Raw genomic sequence first — 12,899 nt, 5'->3', positions numbered from 1 at the left:
TGGCGGGCTAGGCCTGTGCGGGTGCCGGCGCGGTGGTCTCGGCCTCGACCGGCCTCTCGTCTGTTCCCTTGATCACCCAGTGGACGACGACGACAGCGAGGATGCCGATGACGGGCGCCAGGATGCTCGCCCCGGCGCCGTTGAGGGGTGCGAAGCCGACGGCGAAGACGGACACGTCCCACAGTCCGTGCAGCGCCATGGCCCAGATGAGAGAGCCGGTGACCCGTCGCACGATGTAGAAGCAGGTGCCGGACATGGCGGCGATCACCACTTGCCCGAGAGTGCCCGGGAGCGGGGCGCCGAGGGCGGCGTTGAGCAGGTGCATCGCACCGAAGAGGATCGACGTGAGCAGCCAGACCCAGACCTCGGAGAAGCGCGAGCGGAACGCTGTCAGCAGGAGGCCTCGCGACATCAGTTCTTCGCAGAATCCGACGGCGACTCCGAGGGCGAGCAGGGACAGGAGGAATGACGCGTCGAACTTGGACCAGTCGGTGCTGAACAGGTTCACCACAGCGACGACGAACATCAACGCCGGAACGAAGATCGGCCACTTGTGGTGTGACCGCTTCCGCTCGAACAGCGCTGGCTTCCACCACCCCAAAGCCCAGGTGGTGATCGCGAGAAGGACAGCGCCGACAGCAAGATCGAGCACCGCGCCGCGCCAGGTGAACTCGGCAGACTTTCCGATGTCGGTGTATGCCACCCCGCTCAGCTTCGACACGATGAAGATGACGACGACGTAACCGACGTAGATCGCCAAGCCGATCCAGACGCGAGGGGTTACGCGCATGTGCTGTTGCCTTCCGGTCAGGGAGTGGTTCGACTGCTCAACCTAGCGCGGTGCGCCGAAACCCGCATAGCGAGGGACAGGCTCACCCGAGCAGTTCCACCCCGAATCCCGACACGACGGTCCGCAGTTCGGCGAGGTAGCGCTGCGCCTGCTCGGTGAGCGGGATCGCGGAGTGGCCGATCCAGCCGATCTCGATGCGCTCGTCGACGTCGAGGGGGATGGCGACGATCTCGGGGTCGAGGTCGTCGCTGATGATGCCCGTCGAGATGGTGTACCCGTCGAGCCCGATCATGAGGTTGAAGATCGTCGCGCGGTCGGAGACTCGGATCTCCTGCGGGCTCGAGAGGGTGGAGAGGATCTCCTCAGCGAAGTAGAAGGAGTTGTTCGCGCCCTGATCGAAGGTGAGCCGTGGCACCTCGGCGAGGTCGTCGAGGGTCACGCGATCCCGCGAGGCGAGGGGATTCTTGCGGGAGATGAAGATGTGCGGCTCCGCGACGAAGAGCGGGTGGAACGCGAGCCCGGAATCGCGGAGCAGCTTGTCGATGACGTTGCGGTTGAAGTCGTTGCGGTAGAGGATCCCCAACTCGCTGCGGAGGGTGCGGACGTCTTCGATGATGTCCCACGTGCGCGTCTCCCGCAGCGAGAACTCGTACTCGGCCGCCGAGGTCGCCTTCACCATGCGCACCATCGCGTCGACCGCGAAGGAGTAGTGCTGCGTCGACACCCCGAGCAGGCGTCGAGACGGCGGCCGGTCGAGGTAGCGCTGCTCGAGGAGCGCGACCTGCTCGACCACCTGCCGGGCGTAGCCGAGGAACTCCACGCCATCGGTGGTGAGTGTCACGCCGCGCGCGGAGCGGAGGAGGAGCACACGGCCCACTCGGCTCTCGAGGTCTTTCATCGCCGCCGACATGGTGGGCTGCGCGACGTAGAGCAGGTCGGCGGCGGCGCTGATGGATCCTTCCGCGGCGACCTCGATGTAATAGGTGAGCTGCTGCAGGGTGATGCCGCTCGAACGCTTGGCCATAGCCTCAGACTATGCCACGGCATAGCCACAGGACATTTCTCGATAGGGCCGCTCACACCGCACCATGGAGGTACCCCCTTTCGCAAGGCCGAGCCCGGCCGATCAGCTCACCGATTGGCACCTCATGGCCCACGACTTCACGTTCCGCATCACGACGACCCGCTTCGACGAGGACTACTCGCCGTCGGACAACTCCCGGATCACCACGAACTTCGCCAACCTGGCGCGCGGTGAGCACCGCCAGCAGAACCTCCGCAACGCCCTGTCGATGATCGACCGTCGGTTCAACGATCTCGCGGACTGGGACAACCCGAACGGCGACCGCTACACCGTCGAACTCGAGATCGTCTCCGTCGCGGTCCAGTTCGCCGCAGCGGGCGAGGACCAGGAGTTTCCGCTGCTCGAGGTCCTCGACATCCAGATCGTCGACCGCCTCACCGGAAAGCGCAGCCACGGGATCGTGGGGAACAACTTCTCGTCCTATGTGCGCGACTTCGACTTCAGTGTGCGGCTTCCGGCGGCGACGGCAGCCGCAGGGGGGTTCACTGTTCCCGCGGACTTCGGCGACCTGCACGGCAAGCTCTTCCAGCACTTCCTCGACTCGGAGGCCTACCGGGAGCGCTTCGCGGTGTCGCCGGTGATCTGCATCAGCGTCTCGACGAGCAAGGCCTACCGTCGCACCGAGAACCACCACCCGATCCTCGGCGTCGAATACGAGCAGAAGGACCCGTCGCTGACCGACGCGTACTTCGGGAAGATGGGTCTCTCGGTCCGGTACTTCATGCCGCGCGGCAGCGTCGCGCCGCTGGCGTTCTACTTCCGCGGCGACCTGCTCGGCGACTACACGAACCTGCAGCTCATCGGCACGATCAGCACCATGGAGACGTTCCAGAAGATCTACCGACCGGAGATCTACAACGCGAACTCGGCCGCGGCGAAGGTCTATCAGCCGAGCCTGGAGCAGCAGGACTACTCGGTGACGAAGATCGCCTACGACCGCGACGAGCGCAGCCGGCTCGCGGCCGAGCAGGGGAAGTACACGGAGGAGCACCTGATGAAGCCGCACGGTGAGCTGCTCGAGCAGTGGGCCGCCGGCAACTCCGCCTCCGCCCTGGTCTCCGTCGGATGATGACCGGAGAATCCCCGATCGTGAACACGCTCCTTCCCACCTCGATCGTCGGCAGCCTGCCCAAGCCGTCCTGGCTCGCGCAGCCGGAGACCCTCTGGTCTCCCTGGAAGCTGGAGGGGGAGGCGCTGGTCGAGGGCACGCAGGATGCGCTGCGCATCGCCGTCCAGGAGCAGCGCCTCGCGGGCCTCGACATCGTCAGCGACGGTGAGCAGACGCGCCAGCACTTCGTGACGACCTTCATCGAACACCTCTCCGGCGTCGACTTCGATCAGCGGGAGACCGTCCGCATTCGCGACCGCTACGACGCCAGCGTGCCGACGGTCGTCGGCGCCGTGGGTCGCGAGAAGCCCGTGTTCGTCGAGGACGCGAAGTTCCTCCGCCAGCAGACCGATCAGCCGATCAAGTGGGCGCTGCCCGGCCCGATGACGATGATCGACACTCTCTACGACCGTCACTACAAGAGCCGCGAGAAGCTGGCCTGGGAGTTCGCGACGATCCTCAATCAGGAGGCGAGAGAACTCGAGGCGGCGGGGGTCGACATCATCCAGTTCGACGAGCCGGCGTTCAATGTGTTCTTCGACGACGTGCGGGACTGGGGAGTCGCGGCGCTCGAGAGGGCGGCCGAGGGGCTGCGCGCAGAGACCGTGGTGCACATCTGCTACGGCTACGGGATCAAAGCGAACACCGACTGGAAGGCGACCCTCGGGGCGGAGTGGCGGCAGTACGAGACGTCGTTCCCGCTGCTGCAGCGCTCGAGCATCGACACCATCTCGCTCGAGAGCCACCACTCCCACGTTCCTCTCGACCTCATCGAACTCATCCGGGGCAAGAAGGTCATGCTCGGGGCCATCGACGTCGCCAGCGAGACCATCGAGACGCCGGAAGAAGTCGCGGACACCCTCCGCAACGCACTCCGTTTCGTCGATGCGGACAAGCTCGTGCCGAGCACGAACTGCGGCCTGGCGCCGTTGCCCCGCGACGTCGCCCGCGGCAAGCTGCGCGCACTCAGCGCGGGTGCCGCTCTTCTTCGCGAAGAGCTCGCCGCGGTCGACGCCTGACCGCCGCTGGCACCGACCAGGTGAGCGGGCAAGGGGCGCGGCGATACGGCGGACGTGCCGTAGAACGGCAGTATGCGATCGATCCTGTATGGCGGCGACGAGTTCCTGACCGGTGACGACATCGCGGACGCCCTGCTGGAGTACGGGCGCGCGCTGGGGGAGGAGGAGCGCGCGGAGATCGTCGAGATACCGGTGCGGGAGCAGGACGGCACTGTCGTGTCGGCGAAGTTCCTGATCGGTCCGGCCAGCCAGATCGTGGCGAAGGCGATCAGCGGCAGCGGACCTGAGCTGGAGGATCCCGAACTGGTCCGTCGTCTGCAGGCGCTCACCCGCGGTGTCGAGTCGCCGTCGGGGCCGCCCCTCGACGCACCCGAGGGCCAGGAGTACGAGCTCGGCTAGACCGCGCGTACAGTTCTTCTCATGGGAACTCTGGAGTACAACAGCTCGCGACCCGCGATCGACATCGACGACACGACTCTGGCGCACCTCAAGATCGTGATCGGCACGAAGCTGCGCCGCAACGAGAGCTTCATGATGACCTGGCTGCCGACACCCGAGGTGCAGTCGGGGCGGCTGACGATCTGGGTGCACCCGAGCATCCCGCTGGTCTTCGAGTTTGACCAGCCGAAGATGGCGAAGATCGAGGCCAACCGGGTCACGCACATGATGGAGCAGTTGAACTCGCGCGGTGAGCTCGTCCTCGATCAGCTCTGAACGATACGGCGCTCACGCCACGGCGTTCCACCGGAGGCGCGGTGGTGAGGCGTCGAGGTCGGCGAGCAGCGCGGTCGGATCGGCGACGGGGAACATCGTGATGAGCCGGCGGCCCTGCGTGGGTGAGTCGAGCGCGTAGGCGAGTGCCGAGGGGTGCGGTTGCCGATCGGCGACCGCGACGACGGCCTCCAGGTCACCGATTCGTTGCCGCCGCACGGGCACGCCGGCTATCAGGGTCTCGGCGGTCTCGGTCACGCGGTCGAGGAGCGTGCGCTCACCCGCCCAGGGGACGAAGGCCTCGGGGGTCAGTCCGCACGCGCGGGCCAGCTCGCCGCCGAGCCAGCGGTCGCGCTTCAGGCCGTACGGCGTGGGCGTGGTGGAGAGCAGATAGCCGTAGACGTGCAGCATCCCGGCGTTGCCGACCGGCCACGCCGACTCCAGGCCCGCACGGTCGTGCAGCGCCTCGAAGGTCGACCGCGACAGCACGGGGGCTCCGACGTTCTCGTCCACGGCGGTGGACCGGCCCCAGCGGGCGAAACGGTCGTCCCGAGCATCGTCGTCGATTGCCGGACCGAGCCAGTCGAACATCGACAGTACGTCTGCGGCATCGTGCCCGGCGGCCGCCGCATCCACTCGATCGATCACGACGATGAGCGTAGCGGGCGCGGATGCCCGCACCGGAATCGGAGTTCACGCACTGTTCACACAGGATGGTCGTATCGTCCATAAACGACTGTAAGTATGGACGCATCGTCCCGATCCTGACCAGGAGAACCGTGCTCCCCACTATCGTCCTCGACTTCGACGGCACCATCGCGCTCGGCGCGGGGCCGCTCGAGGCCTTCGCCCGCGCCGTCGCCACATCCGCCGACGACCCGACGTTCGCCGACCGCGCGATGTCCGACCTCGCCGCGTTCGAACGCGGCGAGACCGACGCCCGCGACGGCTACGACGTGATCAGCACGCTCGCCGCCGGGCAGGGCGTGACCGCCGATGCGCTCGAGGCCGCCTACCAGTCGTCGCGGGCGCTGCTGGGCTCTGCGCACGCGGCGATCGTGCCGCCGACCGGGCTCGCCGACTTCCTGACCCGTGTCCACCCGCAGGTCCGGCTGGTGCTCGCGACCAATGCGCCCGGTGCCGGCATCCGCCCCGTCCTGGACGGGTGGGGCATCACTCACCTGTTCGACGACCTGCACTTCACGGTCGGCAAGCCCTCGGGGCTCATCCCCATCATCCAGGCGGCGATCGCCGAGGGGCAGGTCCTCTCGGTCGGCGACATCTTCGAGTTCGACCTCGCACCGGCCGCCGCGCAGGGCGCAGCCACGGCGCTCGTCGGCGCCACCGCCGAACGCTCCCCGGCCACCGTGACGATGCGCGGCCGGACCATCGCCGACCTGTACGGCGACATCGAAGCCTGGGCCGCGACTGCGGCTTCCAGTACCCCCCGCAGCACCACCCTCACCGAAAGGCACGATCCGAATGCGTAAGTCCTTGCTCACCACGGGCATCGCCGCCGTCGCCGTCCTGGCGCTCGCCGGCTGCAGCAGCAGCGCACCCGACGAGACGGCAGACGAGACGACCGAATGGCCGTCCTCCATCACCCTTTCGCTGGTCCCGTCGGTCGAGGGTGAAGACCTCGCCCAGGCCCTCGACCCGCTCACCACCTACCTGTCCGAGAACCTCGACATCGAGGTGAAGGGCGTCGTCGCCTCCGACTACGCGGCCACGGTCGAGGCGCTCGGCACAGACCAGGCACAGGTCATCATCACCGACGCCGGATCGCTGTACAACGCGACCGAGCGCTACGACGCCGAGCTCATCCTCCGCGATGTGCGCTTCGGCGCCACCTCGTACGCGTCGGTGGCGTACACGAACAACCCCGACAAGTACTGCGAGGACGAGCCGGTCATGTCGACCTACGCGGCCAGCGGCATCGAGCTCTCGTACTGCAACGGCATCGAAGAGGCCGCCGCCGACGCGACCGGCTCCGGTCCCGCCGGCATCGAGGCGCTCGGTGAGATCGGCGACGGCACGAAGGTCGCCCTGCAGGCAGCCACGTCGCCGGCGGGTTACCAGTACCCCGTCGTCGCGATGCGCGAACAGGGTGTCGACACGGATGCCGGCATCACGCAGGTGCCCGTCGAAGGCAACAACAACGCGGTCCTCGCCGTCTACAACGGCGACGCCGAGGTCTCGTTCGCATACTGGGATGCCCGCACGACCGTGACCGAGGAGGCCCCGGACATCGCCGAGAAGGTCGTGGCCTTCGCCTACACCGAGATGATCCCCAACGGCGGCGTCGCGGTCACCTCGACGCTTCCCGACGACCTCGTCGCGGAGCTCACCGAGCTGCTGGACGGCTACGCCGACTCGTCCGAAGAGGCGGCGTCCGTGATGTTCGACCTCGTCGGGCTCTCGGACTGGACCAGCGAGACCGCCCAGGACGAGATCACCCGCTACGGCGAGATCCTCTCCGAGTTCTCGAACTGACACGCAGAACTGAGAACATGCACACTGATCTGCAGCGCGCGGAGGCCGGAGCCCTGCTCCCGGCCTCCGCGTCGTGGTCGATCCGTCTCGACGACGTCTCGGTCACCTATCCCAACGGCACCCGCGCCCTCCGCGGTGTGTCCCTCGACATCGCCGCCGGAGAGATGGTCTCGGTGGTCGGCCTCTCCGGCTCGGGCAAGTCCACGCTCATCCGCACGATCAACGGTCTCGTGCCGGTGACGAGCGGCACGGTCACCGTCGGTCCGCACGCGGTCACCGGCATGCGCGGACGACGCCTGCGTGAGACCCGAGGGCACATCGGCATGATCTTCCAGGGGTTCAACCTCGCCGATCGGGCCAGCGTCTACCGCAACGTGCTGGTCGGTCGGTTCGCCCACACCCCTACCTGGCGGACGGTGCTCGGCCTGAGCACCGCGCACGACCGCGAGCTCGCCCTTCGCGCACTCGACTCGGTCGGCATGCTCGAGAAGGTCTGGAGCCGCGCAGGTCAGCTCTCCGGGGGCCAGAAGCAGCGCGTCGCGATCGCCCGGGCTCTGACGCAGCAGCCCAGCGTCATGCTCGCCGACGAGCCGGTCGCCAGCCTCGACCCGCCCACCGCGCACGCGGTCATGCACGACCTGCGCCGCGTCAACGTCGAAGAGCACCTCACCGTGCTCGTCAACATCCACCTCATGGATCTGGCACGTCAGTACACGACGCGGATGATCGGCCTGCGGGCCGGCGAGGTCGTCTACGACGGACCGGCAGCGGATGCCGCAGATCACGACTTCGAGCAGATCTACGGCCGTCCGATCCAGCCGAGGGATGTGCTCGGCGCATGACCACCGAAGCCCGCCCTCTCGTCGTGCCACCCAAGCCCACGTCGAGACTGCGCACCAGCCTCGTCGTCCTGGCGTTCGCCGCGTTCACCGTCGCCACCTGCATCCCGGCGATCGGCGGCATCGAGCTGGACTTCGGCGCGCTCATCCGCAACTGGGACAACGGATCCGTGCTGCTCGTGCAGTTTCTGCAGCCGGACTTCTCGTTCCTGCCGCGCACGTTCGGGCCCATGCTCGAGACGCTCCAGATGGCCGTGGTCGGCGCGGCGGTCGCCGCGGTGATCTCCGTGCCGCTGACGCTGTGGGCCGCCGCCCCGACCAACCCGAACAGTCCGACCCGCATCGCGGTGCGGACCGTCATCAACGTCATCCGGTCGGTCCCCGATCTCGTGTATGCGACCGTCCTGGTCGCGATGGTCGGCGTCGGCGCGCTGCCCGGTCTGCTCACCCTGCTCCTGTTCGACATCGGCATCATCGTCAAGCTCGTGTCGGAGGCGATCGACTCCACCGATCTGCCGGTCATCGAGGCCGGACGCGCCACCGGCGGCGGCCAGACGCAGATCAACCGCAGCGTCGTGCTGCCGCAGACCTGGCCCCTCTTCGCGAACCAGTGGCTGTACACCCTCGAGCTCAACGTGCGCATCTCGGCGATCCTCGGCATCGTCGGCGCGGGCGGCATCGGTCGTCTCCTCGACGAGCGGCGGGCGTTCTACGCCTACGACGACGTCGCGGTGATCGTGCTCGAGATCCTCGTCGTCGTGGTGCTGATCGAAGTGTTCTCGAACTTCCTGCGGAGGAGACTGGTATGACGCTCTCGACCACCGCACGGGGCATCGGGCTCGAGCTGCCCCGGCATCCCTCCCGTCTCGTCCCGACCGTCGTCGCGGTCATCGTCGGTGTCGTGGTCCTGGCCGCGGCAGCGGGACTGCCGATCCCGTGGAACGACCTCGGATCGCTGCCCGGACAGATCGCGCACTACCTGACGCTCATGTTCGCCGACCCGAATTGGGAGAAGCTGCCGCAGGCGCTGTTCGAGACGTGGCGGTCGATCTCGATGGCCTGGATCGGCGCGATCGGATGCGTGATCGTGTCGATCCCGCTCGGCATGCTCGCCGCGAACAACGTCGGACCGGTCTGGGTGCGTCTGCCGCTGCGCGGGGTGTTCGCCGTGATCCGCGCCGTGCCCGAAGTCATCATCGCCCTGCTGCTGCTCACCGTCACCGGGCTCACGCCGTTCACGGGTGCGCTGGCGCTGGCGATCGCCGGAATCGGCACGCAGGCCAAGTGGGTCTACGAGACGGTCGAGTCGGTTCAGGAGGGTGCATCCGAGGCCGTCAAGGCCGCAGGCGGCAACACGGCGCAGGTGACGCGGTGGGCGCTCTGGCCCGCGGCGGCCCCGACGCTGCTGTCGTTCGCGCTCTACCGTTTCGAGATCAACATCCGCACCTCGGCGGTGCTCGGACTCGTCGGCGCGGGTGGGATCGGCAGCATGCTCGCGAACTACACGAACTTCCGCGAGTGGGATACGGTCGGGATGCTGCTGATCGTGGTCGTTATCGCGACGATGCTGATGGATGCGGTCTCCGGTGCGATCCGCCGCCGGATCATGCGCGGCCCGCGGGTCAAGGCGATCGTGGAACCGAAGAAGGAGCGCGCCGATGTGGCAGGGACCCGCTGAGACGCCGCCGACGGCCCGCATCGCGATGTTGGCTCCGTCGATGCAGCCGAGCGAGCGCCGTGTGGCCGAGGCGATCGCCGCCGACGTCGACCTCTCGATCGAGCGCACGGCGCAGGAGATCGCGGATGCCGTGGAGGTCGGCCGCACGACCGTGGTGCGCACCGCCCAGACCCTCGGCTACGACGGTTACCCGCAGCTGCGGGTCGCGCTCGCGCGTGAGCGGGCGAGTTCGGCACCGTCGCAGGATGCCGCGGCCGATGCCACGATGCTCGGGGCCCTGCGCGGTGCGGTCGACCGCTTCGCGTCTCGCCTCGCCCACACGGTCTCCGCCGTCACCGAGGAGACCCTGGCGGCTTTCGTCGGCGAGCTCGACGGTGCGACGCGGCTGCTCGTCGCGGCCAACGGTCTCTCCGCGCCGATCGGCGCAGATCTCTCGATGCGCCTGACCTCGGCCGGACGACCCGCCGAATACGTGGCGGACACCCTCGGACAGCAGATCACCGCGTCGCAGCTCGGTGCCGGCTCCGCCTGCCTGGTCGTGTCCGGGTCGGGAGTGAACCGCGCATCGATCGACGTGATGACGGCCGCACGGGCGAGCGGCGCCCGCGTGCTCGCGATCACGTCGTTCCCGCGCTCGCCGGTCGCCGAGATGGCCGATGTGGCACTGGTCGTCGCCCCGATCAACGACTCGTTCCGCGATGAGCTGCTGTACACCTCGCGCGCCGCGCTGATGCTCGTCACCGAGTCGGTCGTGGGGCTGCTGGTGAGCAGGCGAGGGGCGAGTGCCACCGCGGCTCAGGTGGCGACCTTCTCTGTGCTCGGCCACTCCCTGTCGGAGTGATCACCAGCCGAGGAGGGCGAGTGCGCCTGTCGCCGCGGCTGCGATGACGCTCGTCCACAAGACGATCGCGACGACCTGCCACAGGATCACCCATCGCTTGCTCACCCCGGACGCGACGAAGAACGCCGCAGTCAGCATCGTGGGCAGGGCGAGCGGAGCCAGGATGCTCGCACCGGGAACGCCGAAGCGCACGAGCCAGCGACCGAGCTTGGCCCGCCCCTTCGTCTTCCGTGACGGCTTCTCCGCATCAGTGTCGCTCGGCGACGTTCCGCCGGAATCCGTCGCCGTGCCAGATCCGCCGACGAGGGAGGGCTCGAGGCGCATCGCCTCGGTGCGGGCTGCCTTCCGCGACACGACGCCCTCTCTCATGCGCGCACCGAGGAAGACCACTCCGATGACGCACAGGATGTTTCCCGCCGCGCCCGCGACGGCGGCGACGATCGGGTTGATCCCTGCGAGGATGCCGAGGCCGGCGGCGCCTTCGCCCTCGATGTAGGGGATCGCACCCGCCAGCATGACGAGAAGCGGCTGCAGGAACTCCGGCAGCTGGTCGATGGCGTTCTGCAGCCACTCGTACGGGTTGTCCACCATGGCGGTGTCTCTTTCTCTTCAGGCGCGGCCGGAAGCCGAGGCGGGGTACGAGAAGAAGTACAGACCCTGTTCACACCACAGGGTCAAGCGACCTCGGCAGATCGATGTCGGGTCTTGACCCTGTTCTGAGAACAGGGTCTTGAATGGTGCTGAGCGCCATGACCGAGACCCCGGCCCTGAGTGCCGACAGAAGGATGGACGGATGCCCTGGAGTACGAGTGAACTCGCCGAGCTTGCGGGGACGACCGTGAACACGGTGCGTCACTACCACCGCTCCGGCCTGCTCGAGGAGCCGGAGCGGATGTCGAACGGCTACAAGCAGTACCGCGCTCGGCATCTCGTCCGGCTGCTGCAGATCCGGCGGCTCCGCGACCTCGGCGTCCCGTTGGCCCAGATCGAGTCCGTCGGCTCTGCGGGGGACACCACGAAAGAGGCGCTGCTCGCGATCGATGCCGATCTCGCCGCGAGCATCGAGCGGTTGCAGCGGGCACGGGCCGAGATCCGCGCCATCGTCGACGGAGCATCGACGACCGACCTGCCGGCCGGTTTCGAGGACGTCGCGGGGAGACTGTCGACTTCCGAGCGGTCGCTCATGCTCGTCTACGAGCAGCTGTATGACACGGAGGCGATGGCGGATCTGCGCACGATGGTCGAGACGGAATCCGACGACGGCAGTGCAGAGTTCGAAGCGCTCACCGTGGAGGCGGATGACGAGACGCGTCAGCGCGTGGCAGAGATGTTCGCGCCCGTGATCGCACAGCACCTCACCGACTACCCGTGGCTCAGCGAGCCGACCGAGCATCTGTCGAAGGGGCCGCGCGTCACGGCGCAGGCATTCCTCGAGACTGTCGGTGGGCTGTACAACGAGGCGCAGCTCGACGTGCTCGGCCGAGCATCCGCGCTCGCCCGGGAGCAGGCGTTCGGGTCGAACGTCGCACCGAGCACCGACGCTGCACCCGACGACGCTGCATCAGACGAAGGACAGAGATGATGACGGACCAGCCCGACGCCCGCTCCACGAACGATTCGCCCGACCCGCACCTCGGTGAGCCCCTGCTCGTCGAAGACGTGATGCTCCTGCTCTTCCAGCCCGATTCGGGCTCGATCGCCGGGGAGAACATCCTCTTCTACGTGCTCGGCGGCGCTGCTCTGGGCGACCTGGCGCTGCAGGAGCGGATCGAGATGCGCAACGAGGGAGCGCTCACGAGTCGCATCCACGCGCTCGACGCTCACACCGCGCCCGACGAGCTGCTCGTGCCCGGGCTCGAGTACATCGAACGGAAGCCGCGCGATGCGCAGACGGTGCTCGCGGCGATCGGCCCGAACCTGCGTGCACCGGTCCTCGACCGCCTCGTGGAGCGCGGCGATCTCACGAGGGAACACGGCAGATCGCTCGGAATCTTCCCGACGACGAAGCTCGCCCTGGGAAGCGACCGGCGCGCCGTGTTGATCGAGCGGGTGCGCTCCGTGCTGACCGACGGCGAGACACCCGACATCCGCACAGCCGCGAGCATCGCCCTCCTGTCCGCGAGCGGAACCCTGCCGCAGTTCCACAGAGAGATCCCGTGGAGCGGCGACGTCTACACGCGCGCCAAGGCGATCGAGCGCGGCGACTGGGGTGCCGCAGCCGCGGCTGAGGCCGTGGCCCGCACGATGAGCGCGGTTCTCACGAACGCGCTCATCGCGGCCTTCGCCCTCCCCAAGAACTGACAGGGCGCGAGGCAATCCTCGATCGGCAATCTCCC

The 12,899-nt window shown here is 67.9% G+C and carries 16 protein-coding genes; 12 read left to right on the top strand and 4 right to left on the bottom strand.

Features of this window, described 5'->3' with window-relative positions; translation table 11 throughout:
* Positions 1-7: 7 nt before the first annotated feature.
* Together BQ2383_RS03975 and BQ2383_RS03970 are read right to left on the bottom strand one after the other, a co-directional pair.
* Positions 8-790 (bottom strand): CPBP family intramembrane glutamic endopeptidase, encoded by a 783-nt coding sequence (locus BQ2383_RS03975; protein WP_244175882.1) that lies wholly within the window; start codon positions 788-790, stop codon positions 8-10.
* A gap of 82 nt (positions 791-872) precedes the next feature.
* Entirely contained in the window at positions 873-1,814 is a 942-nt protein-coding gene (locus BQ2383_RS03970) for a LysR family transcriptional regulator (protein WP_091029861.1), read from the bottom strand.
* A 124-nt stretch (positions 1,815-1,938) separates the two neighbouring features.
* Here BQ2383_RS03970 and BQ2383_RS03965 point away from each other — a divergent pair, with 124 nt between their 5' ends.
* The 4 genes from BQ2383_RS03965 (at position 1,939) to BQ2383_RS03950 (ending at position 4,715) form a co-directional block, all read left to right on the top strand.
* Positions 1,939-2,943 carry a DUF1852 domain-containing protein gene (locus tag BQ2383_RS03965; RefSeq protein WP_091029859.1) on the top strand — a complete coding sequence of 335 codons (1,005 nt, stop codon included), beginning with the start codon at positions 1,939-1,941 and terminating at the stop codon, positions 2,941-2,943.
* A gap of 20 nt (positions 2,944-2,963) precedes the next feature.
* A complete protein-coding gene (locus BQ2383_RS03960; RefSeq protein WP_091030239.1) occupies positions 2,964-4,001 on the top strand; it encodes a methionine synthase in 1,038 nt (345 codons plus the stop codon).
* A gap of 72 nt (positions 4,002-4,073) precedes the next feature.
* Positions 4,074-4,400 (top strand): hypothetical protein, encoded by a 327-nt coding sequence (locus tag BQ2383_RS03955; RefSeq protein ID WP_091029856.1) that lies wholly within the window; start codon positions 4,074-4,076, stop codon positions 4,398-4,400.
* A 21-nt stretch (positions 4,401-4,421) separates the two neighbouring features.
* A complete protein-coding gene (locus tag BQ2383_RS03950; protein ID WP_091029853.1) occupies positions 4,422-4,715 on the top strand; it encodes a hypothetical protein in 294 nt (97 codons plus the stop codon).
* A 12-nt stretch (positions 4,716-4,727) separates the two neighbouring features.
* Here the strand turns inward: BQ2383_RS03950 and BQ2383_RS03945 are convergent, their stop codons facing one another.
* Positions 4,728-5,360 carry an amino acid deaminase gene (locus tag BQ2383_RS03945; RefSeq protein ID WP_244175881.1) on the bottom strand — a complete coding sequence of 211 codons (633 nt, stop codon included), beginning with the start codon at positions 5,358-5,360 and terminating at the stop codon, positions 4,728-4,730.
* A gap of 131 nt (positions 5,361-5,491) precedes the next feature.
* Here BQ2383_RS03945 and BQ2383_RS03940 point away from each other — a divergent pair, with 131 nt between their 5' ends.
* From BQ2383_RS03940 to BQ2383_RS03915, 6 genes are read left to right on the top strand one after another with little or no spacing between them, the layout of a single operon-like run.
* On the top strand, positions 5,492-6,202 hold the full coding sequence (locus BQ2383_RS03940) for an HAD family hydrolase (protein WP_091029848.1): 711 nt from the start codon (positions 5,492-5,494) through the stop codon (positions 6,200-6,202).
* Positions 6,195-7,205 (top strand): phosphate/phosphite/phosphonate ABC transporter substrate-binding protein, encoded by a 1,011-nt coding sequence (gene phnD, locus BQ2383_RS03935; protein ID WP_091029845.1) that lies wholly within the window; start codon positions 6,195-6,197, stop codon positions 7,203-7,205. Before BQ2383_RS03940 ends, phnD begins: the two co-directional genes overlap by 8 nt.
* Before the next feature lie 17 nt (positions 7,206-7,222).
* Positions 7,223-8,047, top strand: coding sequence for a phosphonate ABC transporter ATP-binding protein (gene phnC, locus BQ2383_RS03930; protein WP_091029843.1), 825 nt, complete (start codon positions 7,223-7,225; stop codon positions 8,045-8,047).
* Positions 8,044-8,853: a phosphonate ABC transporter, permease protein PhnE gene (gene phnE, locus BQ2383_RS03925; RefSeq protein WP_091029840.1), complete on the top strand. Its 810-nt coding sequence runs from the start codon at positions 8,044-8,046 to the stop codon at positions 8,851-8,853. Before phnC ends, phnE (BQ2383_RS03925) begins: the two co-directional genes overlap by 4 nt.
* Complete coding sequence (gene phnE, locus BQ2383_RS03920) at positions 8,850-9,722, top strand: phosphonate ABC transporter, permease protein PhnE (protein WP_091029838.1); 873 nt, start codon at positions 8,850-8,852, stop codon at positions 9,720-9,722. The genes phnE (BQ2383_RS03925) and phnE (BQ2383_RS03920) overlap by 4 nt, the downstream gene beginning before the upstream one ends.
* Positions 9,703-10,563 carry a MurR/RpiR family transcriptional regulator gene (locus BQ2383_RS03915; protein ID WP_091029834.1) on the top strand — a complete coding sequence of 287 codons (861 nt, stop codon included), beginning with the start codon at positions 9,703-9,705 and terminating at the stop codon, positions 10,561-10,563. The genes phnE (BQ2383_RS03920) and BQ2383_RS03915 overlap by 20 nt, the downstream gene beginning before the upstream one ends.
* Here the strand turns inward: BQ2383_RS03915 and BQ2383_RS03910 are convergent, their stop codons facing one another.
* Positions 10,564-11,154 (bottom strand): hypothetical protein, encoded by a 591-nt coding sequence (locus BQ2383_RS03910; RefSeq protein WP_091029831.1) that lies wholly within the window; start codon positions 11,152-11,154, stop codon positions 10,564-10,566.
* A 202-nt stretch (positions 11,155-11,356) separates the two neighbouring features.
* Here BQ2383_RS03910 and BQ2383_RS03905 point away from each other — a divergent pair, with 202 nt between their 5' ends.
* On the top strand, positions 11,357-12,145 hold the full coding sequence (locus BQ2383_RS03905) for a MerR family transcriptional regulator (protein WP_091029828.1): 789 nt from the start codon (positions 11,357-11,359) through the stop codon (positions 12,143-12,145).
* Positions 12,142-12,864, top strand: coding sequence for a GOLPH3/VPS74 family protein (locus BQ2383_RS03900; protein ID WP_244175880.1), 723 nt, complete (start codon positions 12,142-12,144; stop codon positions 12,862-12,864). Before BQ2383_RS03905 ends, BQ2383_RS03900 begins: the two co-directional genes overlap by 4 nt.
* The last annotated feature ends 35 nt before the right edge of the window (positions 12,865-12,899 follow it).

Source organism: Microbacterium oxydans (assembly GCF_900095745.1).
Classification (GTDB): domain Bacteria; phylum Actinomycetota; class Actinomycetes; order Actinomycetales; family Microbacteriaceae; genus Microbacterium; species Microbacterium oxydans_B.
The sequence above is the reverse complement of the archived record's forward strand: the minus strand, read 5'-3'. Positions and strand labels throughout refer to the sequence as shown.

Coding starts and splice junctions, on each gene's coding strand:
- BQ2383_RS03975 (WP_244175882.1), bottom strand. CDS start 790: ATGCGCGTAACCCCTCGCGTCTGGATCGGCTTGGCGATCTACGTCGGT.
- BQ2383_RS03970 (WP_091029861.1), bottom strand. CDS start 1,814: ATGGCCAAGCGTTCGAGCGGCATCACCCTGCAGCAGCTCACCTATTAC.
- BQ2383_RS03965 (WP_091029859.1), top strand. CDS start 1,939: ATGGCCCACGACTTCACGTTCCGCATCACGACGACCCGCTTCGACGAG.
- BQ2383_RS03955 (WP_091029856.1), top strand. CDS start 4,074: ATGCGATCGATCCTGTATGGCGGCGACGAGTTCCTGACCGGTGACGAC.
- BQ2383_RS03950 (WP_091029853.1), top strand. CDS start 4,422: ATGGGAACTCTGGAGTACAACAGCTCGCGACCCGCGATCGACATCGAC.
- phnD (WP_091029845.1), top strand. CDS start 6,195: ATGCGTAAGTCCTTGCTCACCACGGGCATCGCCGCCGTCGCCGTCCTG.
- phnC (WP_091029843.1), top strand. CDS start 7,223: ATGCACACTGATCTGCAGCGCGCGGAGGCCGGAGCCCTGCTCCCGGCC.
- phnE (WP_091029840.1), top strand. CDS start 8,044: ATGACCACCGAAGCCCGCCCTCTCGTCGTGCCACCCAAGCCCACGTCG.
- phnE (WP_091029838.1), top strand. CDS start 8,850: ATGACGCTCTCGACCACCGCACGGGGCATCGGGCTCGAGCTGCCCCGG.
- BQ2383_RS03915 (WP_091029834.1), top strand. CDS start 9,703: ATGTGGCAGGGACCCGCTGAGACGCCGCCGACGGCCCGCATCGCGATG.
- BQ2383_RS03910 (WP_091029831.1), bottom strand. CDS start 11,154: ATGGTGGACAACCCGTACGAGTGGCTGCAGAACGCCATCGACCAGCTG.
- BQ2383_RS03905 (WP_091029828.1), top strand. CDS start 11,357: ATGCCCTGGAGTACGAGTGAACTCGCCGAGCTTGCGGGGACGACCGTG.
- BQ2383_RS03900 (WP_244175880.1), top strand. CDS start 12,142: ATGATGACGGACCAGCCCGACGCCCGCTCCACGAACGATTCGCCCGAC.